20 protein-coding genes and 1 rRNA gene are annotated in these 21605 nt (G+C 28.8%); 7 read left to right on the top strand and 14 right to left on the bottom strand.

What is annotated here, in order from left to right; all coding sequences use genetic code 11:
* Positions 1–240: ribosomal RNA gene (locus tag BR69_RS0112830) — 16S ribosomal RNA — on the bottom strand; the annotation flags it as partial.
* A gap of 625 nt (positions 241–865) precedes the next feature.
* Between BR69_RS0112830 and BR69_RS0112825 the strand changes: the two genes are divergently transcribed.
* A complete protein-coding gene (locus BR69_RS0112825; protein WP_034849885.1) occupies positions 866–1603 on the top strand; it encodes an NAD-dependent protein deacylase in 738 nt (245 codons plus the stop codon).
* Between the two features lie 203 nt (positions 1604–1806).
* Here the strand turns inward: BR69_RS0112825 and BR69_RS20530 are convergent, their stop codons facing one another.
* Positions 1807–2817, bottom strand: coding sequence for a patatin-like phospholipase family protein (locus BR69_RS20530; protein WP_051623612.1), 1011 nt, complete (start codon positions 2815–2817; stop codon positions 1807–1809).
* Between the two features lie 155 nt (positions 2818–2972).
* Between BR69_RS20530 and BR69_RS0112815 the strand changes: the two genes are divergently transcribed.
* Entirely contained in the window at positions 2973–3407 is a 435-nt protein-coding gene (locus tag BR69_RS0112815) for a hypothetical protein (RefSeq protein WP_027633543.1), read from the top strand.
* Between the two features lie 134 nt (positions 3408–3541).
* Here BR69_RS0112815 and BR69_RS0112810 read toward each other — a convergent pair whose 3' ends face one another.
* The gene (locus BR69_RS0112810; RefSeq protein ID WP_027633542.1) at positions 3542–4294 is read right to left on the bottom strand and encodes an ABC transporter permease; all 753 of its coding nucleotides are present in this window, start codon (positions 4292–4294) and stop codon (positions 3542–3544) included.
* A gap of 2 nt (positions 4295–4296) precedes the next feature.
* Positions 4297–5208, bottom strand: coding sequence for an ABC transporter ATP-binding protein (locus BR69_RS0112805; protein ID WP_027633541.1), 912 nt, complete (start codon positions 5206–5208; stop codon positions 4297–4299).
* Between the two features lie 463 nt (positions 5209–5671).
* On the opposite strand from BR69_RS0112805, the gene gap reads away from it, so the two are divergent.
* Positions 5672–6706, top strand: coding sequence for a type I glyceraldehyde-3-phosphate dehydrogenase (gap, locus tag BR69_RS0112800; RefSeq protein ID WP_027633540.1), 1035 nt, complete (start codon positions 5672–5674; stop codon positions 6704–6706).
* A gap of 99 nt (positions 6707–6805) precedes the next feature.
* Here the strand turns inward: gap and BR69_RS0112795 are convergent, their stop codons facing one another.
* From BR69_RS0112795 to BR69_RS0112770, 5 genes are all read right to left on the bottom strand, one after another.
* Positions 6806–7342 (bottom strand): hypothetical protein, encoded by a 537-nt coding sequence (locus tag BR69_RS0112795; RefSeq protein WP_051623611.1) that lies wholly within the window; start codon positions 7340–7342, stop codon positions 6806–6808.
* A 92-nt stretch (positions 7343–7434) separates the two neighbouring features.
* Positions 7435–7881, bottom strand: coding sequence for an aminoglycoside 6'-N-acetyltransferase (gene aac(6'), locus BR69_RS0112790; RefSeq protein WP_162832179.1), 447 nt, complete (start codon positions 7879–7881; stop codon positions 7435–7437).
* A 274-nt stretch (positions 7882–8155) separates the two neighbouring features.
* On the bottom strand, positions 8156–8611 hold the full coding sequence (locus tag BR69_RS0112780) for a YdeI/OmpD-associated family protein (protein ID WP_027633537.1): 456 nt from the start codon (positions 8609–8611) through the stop codon (positions 8156–8158).
* A gap of 330 nt (positions 8612–8941) precedes the next feature.
* Positions 8942–9208: a hypothetical protein gene (locus BR69_RS0112775; protein ID WP_027633536.1), complete on the bottom strand. Its 267-nt coding sequence runs from the start codon at positions 9206–9208 to the stop codon at positions 8942–8944.
* Between the two features lie 12 nt (positions 9209–9220).
* Entirely contained in the window at positions 9221–9748 is a 528-nt protein-coding gene (locus BR69_RS0112770; RefSeq protein ID WP_027633535.1) for a hypothetical protein, read from the bottom strand.
* A gap of 155 nt (positions 9749–9903) precedes the next feature.
* On the opposite strand from BR69_RS0112770, the gene BR69_RS0112765 reads away from it, so the two are divergent.
* The gene (locus BR69_RS0112765; RefSeq protein ID WP_034849883.1) at positions 9904–10605 is read left to right on the top strand and encodes a tyrosine-protein phosphatase; all 702 of its coding nucleotides are present in this window, start codon (positions 9904–9906) and stop codon (positions 10603–10605) included.
* Between the two features lie 118 nt (positions 10606–10723).
* Here BR69_RS0112765 and BR69_RS0112760 read toward each other — a convergent pair whose 3' ends face one another.
* The 3 genes from BR69_RS0112760 to BR69_RS0112750 all read right to left on the bottom strand — a co-directional run bounded on the left by BR69_RS0112760 (position 10724) and on the right by BR69_RS0112750 (position 14006).
* Positions 10724–11806 (bottom strand): type I restriction endonuclease, encoded by a 1083-nt coding sequence (locus tag BR69_RS0112760; RefSeq protein WP_027633533.1) that lies wholly within the window; start codon positions 11804–11806, stop codon positions 10724–10726.
* A gap of 141 nt (positions 11807–11947) precedes the next feature.
* Positions 11948–12832 (bottom strand): ATP-binding cassette domain-containing protein, encoded by an 885-nt coding sequence (locus tag BR69_RS0112755; RefSeq protein WP_027633532.1) that lies wholly within the window; start codon positions 12830–12832, stop codon positions 11948–11950.
* A complete protein-coding gene (locus tag BR69_RS0112750; RefSeq protein WP_027633531.1) occupies positions 12804–14006 on the bottom strand; it encodes an ABC transporter permease in 1203 nt (400 codons plus the stop codon). The genes BR69_RS0112755 and BR69_RS0112750 overlap by 29 nt, the downstream gene beginning before the upstream one ends.
* An 877-nt stretch (positions 14007–14883) precedes the next feature.
* Between BR69_RS0112750 and BR69_RS0112745 the strand changes: the two genes are divergently transcribed.
* Entirely contained in the window at positions 14884–15618 is a 735-nt protein-coding gene (locus BR69_RS0112745) for an MBL fold metallo-hydrolase (protein ID WP_027633530.1), read from the top strand.
* Between the two features lie 255 nt (positions 15619–15873).
* Here the strand turns inward: BR69_RS0112745 and BR69_RS0112740 are convergent, their stop codons facing one another.
* Positions 15874–17640, bottom strand: coding sequence for a glycoside hydrolase family 36 protein (locus BR69_RS0112740; RefSeq protein WP_207640773.1), 1767 nt, complete (start codon positions 17638–17640; stop codon positions 15874–15876).
* A gap of 158 nt (positions 17641–17798) precedes the next feature.
* A complete protein-coding gene (locus BR69_RS0112735; RefSeq protein WP_027633528.1) occupies positions 17799–20024 on the bottom strand; it encodes an alpha-galactosidase in 2226 nt (741 codons plus the stop codon).
* A 377-nt stretch (positions 20025–20401) separates the two neighbouring features.
* On the opposite strand from BR69_RS0112735, the gene BR69_RS0112730 reads away from it, so the two are divergent.
* On the top strand, positions 20402–21238 hold the full coding sequence (locus BR69_RS0112730; RefSeq protein WP_034849882.1) for an AraC family transcriptional regulator: 837 nt from the start codon (positions 20402–20404) through the stop codon (positions 21236–21238).
* A gap of 135 nt (positions 21239–21373) precedes the next feature.
* The coding region (locus BR69_RS0112725) for an HTH domain-containing protein (RefSeq protein WP_027632860.1) at positions 21374–21605 on the top strand (232 nt) is incomplete at its 3' end.

Genomic DNA, 21605 nt, shown 5'->3' with positions numbered 1-21605 from the left:
TGCGCCGCGGGCCCATCTTGTAGCGGATTACTCCTTTGATTGCTCTAAGATGCCTTAAAGCAATGTTATGCGGTATTAATCCTCCTTTCGGAGGGCTATCCCCCACTACAAGGCAGGTTGCCCACGTGTTACTCACCCGTCCGCCGCTAGATTGTCTCTGAAGAGATTCTCTCGCTCGACTTGCATGTGTTAAGCACGCCGCCAGCATTCATCCTGAGCCAGGATCAAACTCTCAATTTAAAAGTTTAATCTTAGCTTTTCGCTAATTATTTACTGTAAAAGAATTGCTGGTTCTTTATCTTAATCTGTTTAATTTTCAAAAATCACTTCGCATCTCTGCGACTTCTTTATGATAACATGCTGAGTTTTTCTTGTCAACACATTTTTTCATACTTATTTTGTCGTGTTTATTTGTTCCTCATCGACAACGACTATGTTATCACAGCATTCTATAATATTCTATCCTATTTTTATCTATTTATTCATATTATATTTATTTTGCATACAATATACTTTTATTTACTTACATTTTCACTTATAGATACACCTGGTAAAGTTTTTGCCTTTTAATTTATAATCTATGACTTTCTATAAGTTAATGCCTTATTATTCTTAGGAATCTTATAAGGTTTATGTAATTTAATAACATAAGCTTTTATAATTAATACTTCTAACCCTTCCAAACACTTACCATAACCTAAGGTTTAATTAATTCCTACTAATTTATCTATTATATATGTATGAAATTCATGTAATATACAATTAATATAATGAAAAGCATATAAACTTTATATACTTTTTATCTTCTTCTTATAATTTTGATATAATATTATTTATACTATTTCTTTAAATAGGAGATGATACAATGATTGATAAATTAAAAAATATTATTAACAACTCTTCGAATATAGTATTCTTTGGTGGTGCTGGAGTATCAACGGAATCTGATATTCCAGATTTTAGATCCTCTAAAGGACTATATAATGAAAAGAATAATCTTTTCTCTAGCCCTGAAGAAATTCTTAGTCATACATTCTTCTTTAATCATACTGAAGAATTCTATAAATTTTATAGGGAAAAGATGATATATAGTAAGGCTAAGCCTAATGATGCTCACCTATCTTTATCCAAGCTAGAGAAAATAGGAAGATTGAAAGCTATTATAACTCAAAACATTGATGGTCTTCATCAAGAGGCTGGAAATAATAATGTTTTAGAACTTCATGGCTCTGTTCATAGAAACTACTGTTTACAATGTAAAACTTTCTATCCCCTTAGTTATATTGAGGAGTCTTCTTCATTAGTTCCCCATTGCAGTAAATGTGATGGAGTAATAAAACCTGATGTTGTACTCTATGAGGAATCCTTAGATGATACCACCCTCTATGAATCTATAAATAGTATTTCTAAAGCAGATACTTTAATAGTTGGGGGTACCTCTTTAGTTGTATATCCTGCTGCAGGGCTTATTAGGTATTTTAAGGGTAAAAATCTAATTTTAATTAACAAAGCTTCTACGTCTTATGATCATATGGCATCTCTTATAATTAATGATAGTATAGGAAAAACTTTAAAATCCGCCTTATCTCTTATGGACATATAGTATTGTTAAATAGCCAAAGTTTAATTCAGAGGGAGTTTTTACTCCATCTGAATTGTATCTTATAAAAAATTCTTCTATTTTAAAATTATTATCTAGGAAAGAAGATAACATTTATTAAATTTATAAACACTCAAAAACTAAGCTTAGTCATGGTTTTTATTCTAACCAATAACTAAACTTAGATTTCTTAATTCTCTCTTTTATTATAAGTCTATATTATTAGTAGATTTACTTTTTCTTATACTTCTAAGATTAGAGTTTATTATTCTTAACCTTTTAAAAACCCTTAATCTACTTTCTATTTCTTCTTCTAAATGAGTTTTTTCAATAATAAATTTTTCTAAGTTATCATTAATATCCTCGTATTTTTCTATAAGTATATCAGAAGCATCCTTCTCTTCTATATTATTAGGTATTATATTATTGAATATTTTTAAGGTATCCCTATAACCATCTAATATCCTGTCTAAAGATGCCTCCTTAGAAAAATCTAAGGTTCCCGTTAGCCATCCACTTACCTTCTTAGGAAATATTTCTATTATCTTAGCATCTTTATAAAGAGATTTATCTATTCTTTCTTCTCTATCAAAATATATAACAATTATTACATTACATCCTTCATCATATACAGGCTTTATAGGTATATTATCCTTTATTCCACCATCCATATAATAAGCTCCACCTATTTCTACCCTATCAAATACTAATGGAATAGCAGTTGTGGCAAAAAGTAACTTTTTTATTTCATCTTCTTCCCTATTATTAACTTTGAAATATTCTGCCTCCATCTCCGGAACCTTAGAGCAAGCTATAAAACAAGGTATATTTGACATTTTAAGTTTTTCATAATTTAAATACTCTTCCATTGTATCAATTAACCCATCTCTTGATACAGTACCCTCACTTTTTAACTCTTCTGCCCATTTAACTATTTTCTCCATATCATTTCTGGATCTAGTAAGGTATACCATGTTTCTTAAAATTATCTTTTCATCTATAGGAAGCATCTTTTCCTGTGAACTATTCATCCATACTTCCTCTGCCTTATTATAATCCCCCTGTATAAACATCATTGCATTTAGTGCTCCAATAGATGTTCCTGATACTACCTTTACTGCTCTATCTATACCAAAGGTTTTTAATCCTCTCCAAACACCTACTTCATATGCTCCCTTTCCTCCACCACCTGCAAAAACTAATCCTAATTTATTCATATTCTCCTCCCCAACTTCAAAACATAGCTTATTATATATCTTAATTAAATATCTAAGATGATTCTACTTAATTAAATAGTTTTTAATAAAAATTTAAGAATAATCCTTCTTTAATATAAATACTATTAATTATAACAATATATAAGGAGCTATTTATGGTATATATTTCTATAATATTAATTCTAGCCCTAGCTGGTGGATTTTATTACTTCATGACTCAATTAGAATTTAAAAGAAAACAAATAATGATTCTTTCAAAAGAAAATTCTTCTATAAAAGATAGTCTAAAAGCTTACAAGTTACACTCTCCTCTTACCGTAAACTTTTCTGATCCACCTTATTCTTATGGAGAGATTGTTTCTAGAGGTGAGGTTCTTATAGCACCTTTAAATAATGCTTCTTTATTATGTAAAATAAACTCTCCTATGAAAGTTATGATTTTATGTAAAGCAGAACTTCTTAACAGTATATGGTATGAGGTAACATTAGACGTACCTAAAGGTATTAATTCTAGAGGTTGGGTTAAAAAAGACTATATTGTCTTTGATGAAAGCAATGATATTATAACTTCTTCCCATAATAAAATGTAATAATTATAGATTAATATGTGTTTCTCCTAGATAAGCATAACTAGTAAATCTATTTAATTCTATTCTATTAATTAAAGTATAATTAAATAGAAACTATTCTTATATATATTAAAGAGTATGGAAATCCATACTCTTTAATATATTATTTCCTTCATTTCAAAGGTTTTTTTAGCTAGTATATAAAAACATAAATAATAGGCTCCTGTAAAAATCATAGATATTATAAACTTCTCAAAAGGAATATTCCCTCTTTCTCTTAAAAATAAATCAAATATATTAGTAATAAATACTCCTGAAAAAGCACTTGGAAGTATTTTATAAGTTGCCATAGTAACAGAAGTTATTCTTATTGCAAACAATGCTCCTATACCAGCTCCTGTAGCAGCCCCTGAAGAATTCATAATAAGAGATATAAATATAGTAACCATTCCAAAAGCCCCTAATATAATAGAAGTTAAAAACCCCTTTATTAAAAACATAAAAAGCTCTTTACTATGAGGCATTCCTCCTAATATAAATCCTGAAAAAAATGTAGTGAATATTATATTAAAGGTCATAAGTAAAGTAGTAAATATAATTAAAAACAATGCCTTTCCTATTATAATTTCTCCTCTTGATATAGGTTGAAGAATTGTCATCTTAAGAGTTCCATTCCTATAATCATCCGTTATCATATCTGAAGATAAAATGGCTATGTATATTGGCAGTATTTCAAGAGACATAATCATATTACTTACTATAACATCATCTACAGTTAAGTTCCCCTTTGAAACTTTTATTATAATTGTAGATATCATAGACATCATAAGTAATATAATTAAGAAAGCTTTAAATCTTTTACTTCCTTTAAAAACTTTTATAAATTCATTATTTAATGTAGCAATCACTATTACTTCACTCCTTCTATAGTCTCCACAAAGTACTCCTCTAAACTTTTATTTATTCTATTAATACCATTAACTTTAATATCTTTTTCTATTAAGGCTTTGTTAATTTCCCAAGGCTCCTTGTTATTTAGTTCAATAGCAATGCCTCTTTCACTAAAACCATTGAATTTAGCTCCATTAACATTCTCTATAATGACCTTAGCCATTTCTTTATCATCTATTTTAAACTCATATATATTTTTATTAAATGTTAATAGTTCTTCTACTGCCCCTTGAATAACAACTCTTCCCTTACTTATTATTGCCACCCTATTACACATAAGTTCAATCTCATGAAGAAGATGACTAGATATAAAAAAGGTTATCCTTTCATTTTCAGCAAGATAACTTATAAGTTCTCTAACTTCTATAATTCCTTGAGGGTCTAGTCCATTAGTAGGCTCATCTAATATTATAAGCTTAGGTTTATGTAATAAAGCCGCTGCAATTCCAAGCCTTTGTTTCATTCCAAGGGAAAGTTCTTTAAACTTTCTTTTCACACTATCCTTTAATCCAACCATAGATAAAACTTCCAGTATTCTCTCCTCAGCTACTCCCTTATGAAAATTCTTTATTATTTTTAGATTATCATAACAAGTTAAGTTATCATAAAACTTAGGATTTTCAACGATAGCAGCTACTTCTGATATAGCCTCTTTATAATTATCCTTTATACTAACCCCATTTATATAAACCTCTCCACTATTACATTTTATAAGAGATAAAATCATTCTTATAGTGGTTGTTTTTCCAGCCCCATTAGGTCCTAAAAAACCAAATACGTCCCCTTCATACACAGTCATGTTAAGGGAGTTTACAATTAAGTGTCCATTAAACTTTTTAGATAAATTTCTAACCTTTAAAATTTCCTTCATAGTTCTCTCCTCTTGCAATGTAAATAGCATTCAAAATTATTATAATCAATTTATTGTTAAAATTCCAATAAAACAATCTTAATTATTTCTTTCATTATGATTTACAATTATTAATTTTCCTTTATTAATTCTAAGTTTTATCTTAATATTTCTAGTTAATCTTAATACTTTTATATGTATTTTGATATTTAAACCTCAGCTTTCCTTCATTTTACATAACTTTTATAAACTAGGCTGTTAATTAAATAACAATTAGCATACTCTAATTATCAAAAAGAGTATAGTATTACGTCACAAAACTTAGTATTTACTAGTATAATAATATTAAACTTTGTTTTTTTAATGTATTTACCATTTTTTGAGGTAGTCTTTTCATTGACTACAGCACAAATATGTTATACTATTTATTCATAAGATGTAAAACGTTCGGGGTTAGTTTTATTAATTTAAAGGGGGAGAACTCATGATTAGGGTAGGAATTAATGGTTTTGGAAGAATAGGTAGAACATTTTTAAGAATTGCTTTAGAAAATAATGATAATAAATTTGAAGTTATAGCTATAAATGCTAGGGCTGATAGTGAAACCTTAGCTCATCTGTTTACCTATGATTCTTGCTTTGGTACATTTAGAGGGGATGTTGAAGCTAAAGAAAATGCCCTTATAATTAATGGAAAAGAAATTAAAATAACAAGATGTCAAAGTCCTTCAGAAATACCTTGGAAGGATTTGAATGTTGATATAGTTGTAGAATCTACTGGTAAATTTAATAACCGTGAGGCTTTAGTTAAACACTTAGAGGCTGGAGCTAAAAAGGTAGTTGTTACTGCACCTGCAAAGGATGAAGATATAACTGTTGTTATGGGAGTAAATGAAGATGAAATTGATATAAAAAATCATAACATAATTTCTAACGCTTCTTGTACAACAAACTGTTTAGCACCTTTTGCAAAGGTTTTAAATGATAACTTTAAAATAGTTAGTGGGCTTATGACAACTGTTCATGCTTACACTAATGACCAATCTATATTAGACAAAACTCATAAGGACTTAAGACGTGGAAGAGCTTGTGCAACTTCAATAGTTCCAACTACCACTGGAGCTGCTAAAGCTGTTAGCAAAGTTTTACCTGATCTTAAAGGAAAGCTTAATGGATTTGCCTTAAGAGTTCCAACTCCTACTGTATCTATAGTAGATTTAGTTTGTGAGTTTGAAGATGAAGTTTCTGTAGAAAGCATAAATTTAGCCTTAAAAGAAGCTTCTGAAAATGAATTAAAAGGAATACTAGGATACTGTGATAAACCTCTTGTATCTATAGATTTCAAAGGAGATAGTAGATCATCTATAGTTGATTCTCTTTCAACTATGGTTATAAATAAAAATATGGCCAAGGTTGTTGCTTGGTATGATAATGAGTGGGGATATTCCACAAGAGTTGTTGATTTAACTAATCATGTAGCTGAATTATTATCAGAGCTTAAGATTAGTAAAATAGCCTAATTTATTTAATCTGCCGTTAATTTAACTTTACCATAATAAATAAAAAAGATTTACACTTAGATTTTTAGGTGTAAATCTTTTTTATTATTATATACTCTATTAGCTTACCCAAGATCCATTCTCTTCTATTATCTCCCATTTATTGTTTTTTCTTTCTATAACAACTTTATTTAATCCTATAGCTCCTAGACCTGATCTATACTTACTAGCAACCATAGTAATTTTATTATTTTTAATTGAATCATGCTTAATTTCAAATAAAATTCCTTCTTTAAAAATTGATGCTTCAATAAAACCCTTTTCCTTTAGCCCCTTCATTGTATACTTTAATACTGTATGTCCATATCCTTCAAGATCCTTAAGGAGTTTTTCCTCTCCCTCTTCTGATAAGTTTCTCATATTACTAGTGTCTATCGCTATATATTTGATTCCATCATTAAGACCCTTATCTTTATTATATAGCATATTAATGATTTCCATATATCCATCTACTATCTCTTCATCATCCTTAACCTCTCCTTTGGTTTTCTCCTCTACAGAATTACCGCTAATTTCTTTTACCTTTTTATCCTTCACCACACATCCTAATTGAAATATCATGACTAAGGAAATTATTGTTAACAATACCTTTTTCATTTTACCCTCCTTTAATAATTAAATTATAAGCCCTGTAATAAAGTTTTATTTAAACTTGTTTATATGCTTTATTAACTATTTATTCCCCCTTTCTATTTAATGGTCTTTAAAAAGCATATTATTCTATTCACTTCTGTATAGCCTATCTTTTTATGGAAGTTGTAGCTCTCCTTATTATGAAACTCAACATCAGAGCCTATTTCCCTGCACCCTTTTGACTTAGCCCAAAGCTCTCCTTTTTTAACTAAATCCCTTGCTATACCCTTATCTCTAAATTCTTCTTTTACAAATATTCCTTCTATAAACCCAGTAGGGCTTGAACCTGCTCCCTCTACATAATCAGTTCTTATTGCAACATGTATAAATCCTGCAAATTCATTTTCTATTCTATATAAAAATATTTGATCCTTTTCACTTTTTAATTTCTCAATGAACTCCTCTTTTAATCCCTCCTCAGTGTTATCTGGCCATAACTGAAGAGCCATATCTACAATATGATCTAGATTTTCTATATTTGAAGTTAGGATTTCATTCTTCATTGTCTATCCTCCTCCTCATTAAAGTTTTGTTTTTCTTACTTTTAAATACTTTATATCTATTAGAGTTAATATTTTTTTCTGAATCATATACTATATCATTTGAATATAGTATAAAGTTTGTACGCACAATCTACTTCCATGAATAATAAACCAATTATATTATATTCTTCCATTTTATTCAATAATATAAAACCCTAATTATATAAAAAAGAAGCTATTTTATTAGCTTCTTAAAATTGCTTTATATAATTTTTTATATACTTATAATTATTGTCTATAGTATCTCTTTATTTCTTAACTTAGAAATAGAGGCATCAATACGCCTTCTACGAGTATCTTCCTTCTTAGCTGAAGTTATAAAAGTTACATATTTCTTTTTAGCTGTAAATGATAAGCTGCTCCAATATTCAAGTATGCTTTTATCTTTTTCAATCTCTCCCATAAAATCTTCTGGAACTTCAACTATCCTTTCCTCTTCATCCTTCTCTAGGGTAACTAAGACTTCATCTCCAAAAGTTTTATTAATTTTCTTTCTTATATCCTTAGTAACTCCTATTATGTAACAAGGGGTACCCATTCTAACAATTGACCCTCTGTATGTAGTTCCATCAAATGTGGCTTTAATCTTAACCCTTTTTGATCCATAAATTTTCTCTACATCAAAAGGTATCTCAATATAGGATGCATCTTTATCTTCAACTTTCTTTATTTCAGCATAAAACTTCTCCATTTATTTCTCTCCTCATCTTCTCTTTAAAATACATGTTTTTCATTAAGCCAAAATGTAAGTTATAATAAATAATCATCATTAAGTTTTCATTATGAATAGTATTAATTTCCTAAGCTTTTAATCTTTTCTTCAGAACCATTATCTTTAAACTCTCTCTTTCCCACTATTTTATAATAAAAAAAGCTTTTTATCCATGAAATAGAGATTATAACTACACAATTTAAATTTTAAATGTTTAATTCATTTTTAGTCTTTATATAAATGCAAAAGAAGTACCAATGTTAATCCTTATTGATACTTCCTTTTGTTAACTTAATAGATCATCTGCCTCTAATTACTGTTTAAAAATGCTTTTAATTCATCCTTCTTACTATTTAATTCTTTTAATTCATTTTGTTTCTTTTCTATACTTTTAGTATTTGATTCAATTTGTGATGTAACTTCATTGGACAAGTTCTTTGGCACTTTTCCTATACTTCCTATTGTTCCACCAATCATAACTCCAATAAAAATAACAATTATTTCTTTATAATATATCTTAAAAAAGCTTAAAAAATTTCTTTTTTTCATATTTACATCCTTACTTTGATCTTCCATTTAACCCCCACCTTAATAACATTCTTTACATGCTTTATTTCCTTTTGATTTTGCTTCCTTTATACTTACCTGTGTAACCTTCTTTGATTTTATATCAACACATTTTTTATTTTTATGATACTTATTTCCTTTTTCAGATATCCATACTTTTTCTCCTAATAGAATTGTTAAAACTGATTTTTCATCATCTACTTTATTTGAATTTGTTTCTTGTTGTGCTTGTGTATTAGATTCAGCTTTTGCTATTCTATCTGCTTCTTCTTTAGCTTTTTTTTCTTTTAATATTCTATCTGCCTCTGCTTTAGCTTTTTTTTCTTTTTCATCTTTCTGAGCTTTAAGAATCTCAACCTCTTTTTTACATTCTTCAATTTTACTATCTATCTCTACTACTTGTTTATCTAACTTTTGTTTAGTATCAAGTGCAGTGTTGTATTCGCTTTTTGTCATATTTTTAGTGCCTCCGATGAAGCCAAACACTAAGGCAATAGTTAAAATAATAGCTATATTTTTATTTTTTTCAATTAATTTTTTAATATCCATAATACCCCCATATTAAATAATCCTATGGGATAACGTTATCATGTTTTGTCATACTTTTCAATATTTACGAATCATATATGTAATAATTAACTTTTAATGACAAAAAAGTACAATTCATATATTATATAATTATGATTTTAAAAGGAAGTGAATATATGAGTAAGTTTTTATTAAGTAAAACTCTTAATACACGTGATTTAGGAGGGTATTCAGTAGGCAGTGGAAAAATAACTAACTATAATATGTTTATACGCAGTGATGTCCCACTTCAAATATCCAATGATGATATAGAGCTATTATTAGAAAAAAATATAACAACAATCCTTGACTTAAGAAGTGATGATGAGGTTCAAATCAAGCCTTGTGCATTTAAAGATAATAAAAATTTTCAGTATCATCATTGTAAAATACATGGAGATGGAAACTTACCAAAAGGTGTTGAATTTGTACCAGTTTCCTATTTTGAAATGGTAGACGAACAGAAAACCATACTTAATATCATGAGAGTATTATCAAAAGTTAAAGGTGGTTCCCTTTATCATTGTACGGCTGGAAAAGATAGAACTGGAGTAATTTCGGCACTGTTATTGTTATTAGCTGGAGTTTCCAAATCAGATATACTGGATGATTATGAAACTTCGGAGGTATATTTGAGTTCTATGCTACAACAGTTTTGTAAAATCAACAAAAATATTGATATAAATATTATTACTCCTAAAAGAGAGTATATGGACAAATTTTTGGACATGTTTCAAGAAAAATATAACTCCGTGGAAGAATATTTCTATCAAATTGGTTTAAGTCATACTGAAGTAATGGCACTAAAGAATAAGTTGATAGACTGTGTTATATCTTAAAAAAATATTATAAAGGAAGTGAATATGTAGCTATAGCACTAAAATTATATGGATAGGGACAGGAGATAGTTTTGTGTAAAAACAAAACTATCTCCTGCCCCTTACAAATACTTGTACTCTATTCAATATACTTTTTAGCTGAATCTATTAATTCAGATTTATAATTATAAATATCAGTTATTGAATTAATATAATATCTTACTCCTGATTTGTTTTCATCTGAAATAATAATAGATTTCTTTCCACCATTAAAAAACAACCTACAAATCCATTTTCTCGTGTTGTTCTTATATAAAATCCCACAATATCTTTCAACATCTTTAAGCGTTATATCCTCTGCTACTATAACTTCACTTAGTATGCTTCTAACTATATTAAATCCTTCTAACTCTTCTTCTGTCGTAACTATACTATGATTTTCTTCTGTATCAATTAATTCTATTTTTTCTTCTTCAGAAGACTCATCCTCTTTTTCTTGTATAGACTCCTCATTATTATTCAATATTGATTTTAGTTTTTCATTCATAAAATCACTTATAAATTGTTGAAATGACTTTTTTACAATAGGCCTAAATTTTTCGATAACATTCTGTGTTTTAACACCCTGATAAAAATCATTAATTAAAAATCTTACAAAATCATCAGTTGGGTTATTTAAGTGATTGTTAAGTTGATTCTTTATTAAATTGCTATACTTTAATTCTGATGCAGTATTAAATATAGTATCTATATCAAATGTATCTCTAGAGAATTTTTTTAATTCTTGAACTTGAACATCATTTAAATCTTGAATATTAATTTCTAAAAATGGAGTATCATCCATTTTATTAGTTTCCTCTAAATCAGTAAAAAACTTATACACTATACCATTAGTCAAAATTGCAAATCTAGACTCCGTTACTGAAAAGTACCTAAATAATTGTGCATCATGCTTAGTAAGTGTATCATTTACCCCTTTACACTCAACTAATATTATTGGCTTACCATCTTTCATAATTGCATAATCAACTTTTTCTCCTTTTTTTATCCCAAAATCAGCAGTAAATTCCGGTAGAAATTCCATTGGATTAAATACATCATAATCTAATAATGAAAAGAAAGGCATTATTAATGAAGTCTTTGTTGCTTCTTCCGTCAATAGTGTACCTTTTATCATTTCCGCTCTTTTAGAAAACTGTTTTAATTTGTCAGAAAAATCCATTTACATTCCCCCAAACCTTTAAAATAATGACATATATTTTATATTATATATGCTCGTAGATAACTATTCAAATATATTCCTTATAAGGAATATATTTGTATGATATAGCTTACTTTAAACATTATTTCATAAAAACATTAATCAAATATACTTATTATAACCTTCACTTATTGTTTGATTATGGATTTTTACTAAATAGGCTTCCTTCATATTAGGTTTAACTTTCTCCCCAACATTTTCCTCTGTTATAATCTTAATCATATGCTCAGAATCTGATTTATTCATTGAAATAACACAATATTTAGATTGCACTTCACTTAATTCATCATATCCGCCCTTTATCATTCTAACTTTTCCTACAGCTTCATCAATAAGTTTTTCTATTCTCCCACAGAAAAGAATCTCTCCCTTATTAATTATCCCTATATTTTTGCAAATATCTTCTACCTCTTCAACACTATGAGTTGAAAGAACAACAATTCTATCTTTAGAAACTTCACTTATAAGAGTTCTAAACCAAACTCTCTCCTCTTCATTTAATCCTTCTGTGGGCTCATCCAAAAGTAATACTTTAGGATTTTTTAATAGGGATATTGCAATACCTAACCGTCTTTTCATTCCTTCAGAAAGGTCTTTAACCTCCTCTTTTTTATGATCTATTAAATTTACCTTTAATAGTAGCTCATTAATTCTTTCCTTACGGTTAGTAAAAGAATTAATTCCTTCAAGTCTTGCCATGTAATCCATAGATTCAAATATACTCATAGAAGGATAAAATGAGAAATCTTCAGGTAAATAGCTAACATACGCCCTAATTTTACTCTGATTATTTATAGGAATACCATCCACAATCACCTCTCCACTATCTGGAGGTAACAAAGCCATAAGTATCTTCATAAGTGTTGTTTTCCCTGAACCACTTGGACCTAATATACCAAACACCCCTTGAGGAATGGTTAAATTAATTTTATTAAGTGCTATAACATCCTTATATGACTTACTCACTTGTTTTAGTATAACTTCCATGTAGAACCCCTCCTATATTTCTATTTCTCTTTATTGTCCATATATAAGATGTGACTAAAAGAAGTAATAGTGATATCCCTACATAGAAAAACCTATTATAAATTATAGTTTCAGTAAACTTTGCATAATAGTCTCCATACTTAACTGTATTAAATCTAATAATAAATCGTGTAAAATCATAGACACCAGTAAGTTCTGTATTAAATATAAGTAGCAATGTAGCTCCAACTTGCACAACAATAGGAAGGATAGCATTTTCAAAAACTACTGAAATTAACATAGATAATCCTATAGTGAACATAACTGTAGGGGCAACCCATCCAATAATATATTTAATAAAAGAGAATGGATTTATTTTTATATAATGAAAATTCCATTGAAAAGAAATAGGATTTATTTTTATATTATAAATTTCTCCTTGAAAGGAAAATATTATTGTTTCTATAACTCCAAGGATTAGGAATACACCCATGGCAGTTATGAACATCCCCATAAACTTTGCCCCAACATATTCAAAAGATCTAACCTTAGAGCTATAAATAAGTTCTTGGGTTCCACACTCCTTGTCCCTTATCATAGAGAAAGCTGAAAAAAACACCACAAATAATCCAGCACCTACCCCTAAATAATCTGCTAATATTCTTCCATAAATATCTGTAATATTTTTATCACTATTCTGTCTTTCGTAATCTATAAGTGCTTCTTCATAAGTCATGGATTCCATAAATTTATAGTAACGCCCTAAAAAAGTCTTGCCTCCTAAGTCCTCATCTAAGTTCCTCATATATTCTCTCATTGATCTATAATTAGTATTTATATCTTTATCCTTAATGGTTGAAACATCTATATTTGGAGCTATCTTATCTAAATATTCCTCTAAGTTATCTATTTGCTTATCACTTAATTTAACCTTTTGTGCTATAGGAAGATACCTTATAACCTCTTTACTTCTCAGAACCTCATGGAGTTCTTTATACCCTAAGACAAGGTTTTCTGCCTCAGGGGTTATAACCACTTTATTATATTCAACATTAGAACTTGGAGGTTTGAACCTGTTCCCATCTACCTTATATTGATATAAATAGAAGATTAAAAGAAGAAGAAGAAAATTATAAAATTTAACACTCCTTAATTGTTGTTTAATTTCACTTAAGGTTAAGTTTAGAAAAACCATAGCCTCCTCCTTATATTTATCTATATTTTAATTAATACTAAGTTTGTACTAATATACTATCTTTCCCCTATGTGTTACCCCATATATACCTAATTAGATTTAGCTACTATAATAATTGCTTAGTCCAAAATAATATTTTAAACTAAGCAATTACTATCTAAGTATTTTCATTTTACCATTTTATAGTTTAATTTCAATATATAGTATGTATTTCTCTTTTATTTTATCCTAGGTATTTAATTAATACTTTTTTAAGTACTAATTATGTTGAAATACCATTATTAAACCTACTTTTATATTATTTTTAATATTCAATCTTAACTACTCTAAAAAGCCTATTCTTAAGTCAAATTATTTAAAACTGAAATATATACAATTAAATACTTTGACTTATAAAACTAAATATGATACTATTTATAAAAATTCATGTTATGAGGTGAATATTTAAAATGATTTATTAATCTTATTTAAACTAAATTTGCATAACTAAGCCTATTTTTAAGAACATATTTTAAGATATGTTTATTTAAGTTGCTTTTTATGTAATGTAATTGGGTTTTGGATAAGGTTATATTTATTATAAGTCATTTTGCTATATACTTTTTGGCATACTTAAATAGAGATTACTATACAATATAAAAGTATTTTAATACTCATATTTTAATTTTTATGATTTTATATGAATACATACACTTTCCAAGACTTTTAAGTTTAGGGAAGTTTTTTTATGCTTAAAAATAAAGTATTAATCTAATTAACTATATCTATTTTAAACATGTACTTACATTCAAATTAAATAAGATACTATATAAAAGTATAAATAACTCCCCTTGATTCAAAGATATCATATGTTAGCTAAAAGAAAGGTGGATGTCAAATGTCTTTAATAAAAGCTACTGAAAGAGTTTATTTCCTTCCCAATGAACAAGAAACTGATAGACCATTATTAGGTTATATCAAAGGAGATAAGTTTTCACTTATGATTGATGGTGGAAACTCTAAAAGTCATATAGAAAAATTTAATCAGTCCCTAAAAGAACTTAATTTAAAAATTCCAGATTACGCAGCTATTACTCATTTTCATTGGGATCATACCTATGGAATGCATGCTATAAAAGGACAAACAATAGGTTGTAAAATAACCAATAAAAAGTTAAAAATCATGGCTAATTGGAAGTGGTCTGATGATGCAATGAAAAAACGTCTATTAACTGGAGAAGATATTGAATTTGCAGATACAAATATCCGTAAGGAATATAAATCTTTACAAAGCATAAAAGTAGTAACAGCTGATATAGTCTTTAATAATGAATTAGAACTTGATTTAGGTGGAGTTAATATTATCTTAAGAAATGTCATAGCTCCTCATTCTGAAGATTCAGTTATAGCTTATGTTCCAGAAGAAAAAGTAGTTTTCATTGGTGATGCCTATAGCAAAGATTATTATGATAATTGTAAATATGATCCAATGAAAATAAAGAGCCTTGCTACTACCTTAGAAAACTTAGATTTTAATACTTGTTTTGTGGGTCATTCTAATCCCTTAAAAAAAGAAGAGATTATAAAATTTTTAAACTCTCAATATGAGCAAATCACAAAGGGAGATTATTAAGTTTAAGATAGAACCCCTTAACTATTTATACAGATATATAAAGTAAATTTTAAACTTAAATCTCTATATAGGGTTTTAATATAAAGCATTAGCTTATTCATTAAAAATATCCTTAATTTATAGTGCTTTAGGCTGACGTATAAATTAAATCTTAAACTTAGAACTCTATAAAATAGGAGTATCAAGATTATTATTTAAATAATTCATAAGTAAGATTATTGTAGAAAGGATGGCTTAATAAATAAGCCATCCTTTCTATCTGTTGATATATAATACTCCAGAAGCTGGTATATCAATACTTAAGATACCTTTATTTAAGGTTATCCTTTCTCTCCCTACTACCTCTCCGCAGCAATTTAATACTTCCATTTCTCTTTCCTCTAAATCTTCTTCTATTTCAATATAAACTTTATTTTTTAAAGTTCCATTTACTATTATAATTTTTTCACTTGCTTCTTTACCTAAATTCACAATATATTCTGAGTATACAGCTACTAAATATTCATTTTCTGTACTTGAAGCAATTATTGGATAATTCAATTCTGGGTGAAAAGGGGTTAGATTTCCATCTATAAGCACGTCCCTATGTTTCTTCCAGAAGCTAAGCCAAAACCTACTCATTTCAAAGTGGTCTTTAGTTAAATTTTCAAATTTCATTGAGAATTGAGGTACAGAGAATAATGCATTTATAAGCTGTAGTGCTGCACTTTCTACACTGTCATTACTATTCCACATTAGAGGATCTGAATGAACGGCAGTATTTCCACAAAGTAGTCTTATATCAATTGATCCTATTCTATTAGTTATAGAATCATTAGGACAATCCATAACTCTAAACATATTGCCATACTTTCTCATGTATGGACCAATATATCTTTGCCTAAATTCAATCATAAAATCTGGTTTAATAGCTCCAAGCTTCTCAATTATATCACTTAATAAACAATCTACAGCCTCTTGTACTGATTGAAAATCCATTAACTCATTATACTTATCATTATCATTAGCTGGCTGATCAAACTCATCTACAAAATCTAGCTTTAAACCATCTAAATCCCATTCAATAACAGCCTTTTCATATACTGAAATTAAATATTCTCTAACCTCTGGATATCTTGGATCTAGCACCCCAGTCTTTAACCCTTCATAATAGGATAATACCCTGTCCTTAAATCTATGCCAAGCCTCTGAATGTAGTCCCACAAAAGGAACACTATACCAAAGTATATACTTTAGTCCCATATCATGTACTCTTTTTACATGTTCCTTCATATTAGAAATTCTTTCTTTAGAAACCTCCCAGTCTCCACAATAAGCATAACCCCTATTACTATCTGCTGTTTGCCAGCCGTCATCTACAATAATAGCTTCACAGCCTAACTCTTTAGCAACACTACATTGTTTTTCAATTTCACTGTCTATAATATCTTGATGAAAGCTATACCAAGTTGAATACATTGGTTGTTTTGCAACTTCTGGCACAAAGGCAGGTCTATATTGTTCAAACCCTTCCCACCATTTTGAAACATCATTTAGGCTTTGGTAGTAAGGTATATTTCTTGTGTCTATTCGAAGCTCTCCTTCATATTCTAATACTATCTTTGAAGGCTCAGTAAAAAGAACTATTTTACATATAAAATTACTATCCTCTTCATGTACTCCTACATTGATGTTAACAGTATTTAGGGCATCAGAAAATGCACAAGTATGTCTATTTTCCCCATTTACATTATATAAACATGACACTGGTGCAGATATTGTTGCCTTAGAAAAGAATCCCCTTGCCCAATCAGCATGAAAGGCTTTATTTCTAAAGGCAGTTGGATACCAATAGGAATGTATATCTACAATGGGTTGTTTCCAAGAAATTGTAATTCTAGGCATTTGGACTGGAGTCTGTGAACTAAACCTTAACTTCATAATTTCTAGTCCTTCCTCCACCTCTTCAGTGACGAAGCTTAAATCTAATTCTTCACCTCCATCTACAGTAATGATATGCTTACTTGTTTTTATTTCCTTCAATTTATCCCCTCCTATATTATCTTTTTCTAAGACACTTAGAAAGTTAAGTAGCTTTTACTAAATAAGTACTTTATAAATAGAGTAAGAGTAAATAATACTGAAAATACTATATTATAATAAAAAAGAAAGCATTTTTAGGCTTCCTTTTTTATTTAACTTTAGAACTTACTTTTAATTTTAATTAATTGAGAAGTAAAATCTTTTCTGAATTTTTTTATTCCCTCTTCAATATATTGTTTATTAAAGACAAGTCCTATATTCATAAGCTCATCCCCAAAATAAGTTTCTTCTCTTCCTTCTACAATATATTCATATTCAGGATTTAAACCTACTAATCTTAGCTTGAAAAAACCTAAATTAGCTTTTGCTAACACTTGATATAGTCCAACTAATGCCTCCTGCTTATCCTTTGAAACCACAGCCCATGCAGTAAACTCATCTTCTCTGTCAAAAGGACTTAATAATCTATAAAAGTCTCCACTATGAATAAATTCTCTATATTCCTTAAAAAACTTAATCTGTGCTCTCACTTCTTCCTTCTCTTCCTCTGAAAGCTTATTTACATCAAGCTCGTATCCAAAAGTTCCAAAGTAAGCTGTGTTAGCTCTTGTTTCAAGAGGAGTATCTCTAAGAATCTGATGATTAGGAGATGCTGACACATGAGATCCCATACAACTTAAGGGATATACCATTGATGTGCCATATTGTATTTTCAATCTCTCCACAGCATCAGTATTGTCACTTGTCCATGTTTGCGGTGCATAATAGAGTAAGCCTGGATCAAATCTTCCTCCTCCACCAGCACAAGATTCAAATAATATATGTGGGAATTCACTAGTTAATCTTTCATATAATGAATATACCCCTAAGATATATCTATGAGCAACTTCTCCCTGTCTTTCAGCTGGCAGTGCTAAGGATCCTATCTCCGTCATATTTCTGTTCATATCCCACTTAATATATGTTATTTGCGCATCTTTTAATATTTTTGCCATCATTTCATAAATATAATTCACTACTTCTTTTCTTGAAAAATCCAATACATATTGATTTCTTCCAAAGGATTTATTTCTTCCCTTAACACATAGTACCCAGTCAGGATGTTTTTCATATAGCATACTATTTTTACTTATCATTTCTGGCTCAAACCATAATCCAAACTGCATTCCAAGTTCAACAATTCTCTCTGCTAAACCCTTTATACCATTAGGAAGTTTCTCCCCATTCGCAAACCAATCACCAAGGGATGATTTATCATTATTTCTCTTTCCAAACCATCCATCATCTAAAACAAATAATTCTAAACCTAATTCTTTACTAGTCTTTGCTATTTGAACAATCTTATCTTCATCAAAATCAAAGTATGTTGCTTCCCAGTTGTTAATTAATATTGGTCTTGTCTTATCTCTCCATACCCCTCTAATTAATCTATTTCTATATAAATCATGATATATATGACTCATACCATTTAAGCCTTTGTCTGAATAAACCATTACAACTTCTGGTGTTTGAAATTCTTCTCCACCTTGAAGAAGCCACTTAAAATCAAATGGATTTATCCCCATGGACACTCTAGCCTGTCTATCATAATCCATCTCTACCTGTGCTAAAAAACTTCCGCTGTAAACTAAACTAAAACCATAAACTTCTCCATTATGTTCTTTAGTTCCATATCTTTTTAATGCCATAAATGGATTCTGAACTGCACTACTGGCTCCTCTTGTACTTGATACTGACTGAATTCCTTGCTCAACTCTTCTAACCTTTAATTCTCTTTCTCTAGCCCAAACCCCTGAGAGATGAAGCATCTCAAATTCCCCATCTAAGAAATCCACTGACATACTCATAACGCTCTCAATATTAAGCTTCTGACTTCCTTTATTAACAAGCCTTGCACTTCTTACTACAGTATCATATTCCTCAAATATGGTGTAAAGAAGATAGAGTTCTGCATTTATATAAGTATCTTCTAGTATAATTTCAAGGGTGACAGCCTCTTCAGCTTTTTCTACATATACTGCTGGAAGCTCTTTTAATTTTGGCTTTCCATTAAAAATTCTATATGACTTATATTTAAAATTTGTAATTCTACTTCCATCTTCCTGCCATATGTGTACTGCTGGTTCCCTAAAATCACTGGTTCCATAAGTTGGATATTCTTGAAGTACATTGTCTAATGAAAAAGTTGGATCATCTTCAAAAGGATATGGCGTATCAGCTCTTTGCCTAGTTTTTAATAAATGCTCAAAAGATTCTCTATGTCTAACTTTTTTCCCAAAATATAGATGCCCTAGCTGTTCATTCTTAAAAATTTTAATAATATAACTTATGTTGTCATTAAAAAGATGGAATTCTCTAGTCTTTTCATTAAATATAATTGACATTAATATTCCTCCTTATTATATATAGTGCGTTAGATGAAGATCCTCTATGATTTAAAGATTAATTTTCATATAATAAGATTTTCTATATTTTAAAACATTACCTATATTTACATGATTCATAATTTAGCATGACTAACTTAAAAGTATATCTCTTTCTTCTTTTTAACTTCCATTAACCATGATACAAAGCTTAGCTCAACTTAAAAATAGTAGGGCAATATCTCCCGTAAAACTTTTCCTTATATTGTTTTTTTTACTTATTTTTAGTTTTATTTATAATTATAGATAGTACAAAAGTTCATATACATGGTATTATGTTGTTAGTATATAGCTTAATGTTACATAAGTCTTAAAATAAGCTCCTAAGGAGGTTACACATGAGCGATTTTCTTATGGAAGAATTATTTCTAGAAATAACAAATAAATATGATTCAAATTTAGTTGTTTATCAGTGTGGCTGGGAAAACTGCAGACCTAAACATTCCTATGGTCCTGCTATTAGAGATCATTATCTAATTCACTTTGTTACAAAGGGATGTGGCAAATTTTACATAGATGATCTTACCTTTGAAATAAAAGAAAATCAGGGTTTTTTGATATGTCCTGAAGATGTTACCTATTATGAGGCTGATGAGAATATGCCCTGGAACTATATCTGGGTAGGCTTTAATGGCTTGAAAGCTCCTGAGTATATTAGACAAATGGGACTAGGCAAATACAATCCAATAATAAATACAAAAAACTCAGATCTTGTTTGTGAGTATTTAAATAAAATTTTTGAAAGCACAAAGCTTGAACATGGTCGTGAAATTAGAATGCTCGGATACTTATATCTATTTTTATCCCTAATAATTGAAGAGTCTAAGGTTAATCAAACAGTAAATTATAAATATGAATATATACAAAAAGCCTTAGAATACATAGAGATGAATTACTCTAGAAGTATATCTATAAAAAACCTTGCTGACCATGTAGGTTTAAATAGAAGCTATTTCAGTACTTTATTTAAAGCTTCATTAAACCTATCTCCTGAAAACTTCTTGATTCAATATAGAATTAATAAAGCCTGTGAGCTTTTAAATCAAAATAAAACTTTAAGAATATCAGATGTATCCCGTTCAGTTGGATATATGGATCAGCTAGCCTTTTCAAAAACCTTTAAAAAAGTAAAAGGCTGTTCTCCTAGTGAATATTTATGGCTTAAGAGAGGTTAAATTCACTTGTATAAAAAAGTAGTACCATTAGTTATAAACTAAAATATACCCTATAGAGTAGACATGATAAAAAAAAGTCTATTCTATAGGGTTTTTATATTTATAATAGAATTATAAAGTTAGGAGTGAATAGAGATGAGTGAGAAATTATTTTCAAAAGAAGAGATAGAAATACTTTCTAATAATAAATATGTTAAAAATGTTAGCGAAAAAGGAATTACATACACTGATGAGTTTAAAAGACTGTTTATCGCCGAAAATGAAAAGGGTAAATTCCCGAGAGATATATTTTCAGAATGTGGTTTTGATATTAATATAATCGGTTTAAAAAGAATACGATCATCTGGTAGCAGATGGCGCTCCGCAT

The sequence above is a fragment of the Clostridium hydrogeniformans DSM 21757 genome, from assembly GCF_000686705.1.
GTDB classification, from domain to species: domain Bacteria; phylum Bacillota; class Clostridia; order Clostridiales; family Clostridiaceae; genus Clostridium_Z; species Clostridium_Z hydrogeniformans.
The sequence above is the reverse complement of the archived record's forward strand: the minus strand, read 5'-3'. Positions and strand labels throughout refer to the sequence as shown.

Coding starts and splice junctions, on each gene's coding strand:
- BR69_RS0112825 (WP_034849885.1), top strand. CDS start 866: ATGATTGATAAATTAAAAAATATTATTAACAACTCTTCGAATATAGTA.
- BR69_RS20530 (WP_051623612.1), bottom strand. CDS start 2,817: ATGAATAAATTAGGATTAGTTTTTGCAGGTGGTGGAGGAAAGGGAGCA.
- BR69_RS0112815 (WP_027633543.1), top strand. CDS start 2,973: ATGGTATATATTTCTATAATATTAATTCTAGCCCTAGCTGGTGGATTT.
- BR69_RS0112805 (WP_027633541.1), bottom strand. CDS start 5,208: ATGAAGGAAATTTTAAAGGTTAGAAATTTATCTAAAAAGTTTAATGGA.
- gap (WP_027633540.1), top strand. CDS start 5,672: ATGATTAGGGTAGGAATTAATGGTTTTGGAAGAATAGGTAGAACATTT.
- BR69_RS0112795 (WP_051623611.1), bottom strand. CDS start 7,342: ATGAAAAAGGTATTGTTAACAATAATTTCCTTAGTCATGATATTTCAA.
- BR69_RS0112780 (WP_027633537.1), bottom strand. CDS start 8,611: ATGGAGAAGTTTTATGCTGAAATAAAGAAAGTTGAAGATAAAGATGCA.
- BR69_RS0112775 (WP_027633536.1), bottom strand. CDS start 9,208: ATGGAAGATCAAAGTAAGGATGTAAATATGAAAAAAAGAAATTTTTTA.
- BR69_RS0112770 (WP_027633535.1), bottom strand. CDS start 9,748: ATGGATATTAAAAAATTAATTGAAAAAAATAAAAATATAGCTATTATT.
- BR69_RS0112765 (WP_034849883.1), top strand. CDS start 9,904: ATGAGTAAGTTTTTATTAAGTAAAACTCTTAATACACGTGATTTAGGA.
- BR69_RS0112760 (WP_027633533.1), bottom strand. CDS start 11,806: ATGGATTTTTCTGACAAATTAAAACAGTTTTCTAAAAGAGCGGAAATG.
- BR69_RS0112755 (WP_027633532.1), bottom strand. CDS start 12,832: ATGGAAGTTATACTAAAACAAGTGAGTAAGTCATATAAGGATGTTATA.
- BR69_RS0112750 (WP_027633531.1), bottom strand. CDS start 14,006: ATGGTTTTTCTAAACTTAACCTTAAGTGAAATTAAACAACAATTAAGG.
- BR69_RS0112745 (WP_027633530.1), top strand. CDS start 14,884: ATGTCTTTAATAAAAGCTACTGAAAGAGTTTATTTCCTTCCCAATGAA.
- BR69_RS0112735 (WP_027633528.1), bottom strand. CDS start 20,024: ATGTCAATTATATTTAATGAAAAGACTAGAGAATTCCATCTTTTTAAT.
- BR69_RS0112730 (WP_034849882.1), top strand. CDS start 20,402: ATGAGCGATTTTCTTATGGAAGAATTATTTCTAGAAATAACAAATAAA.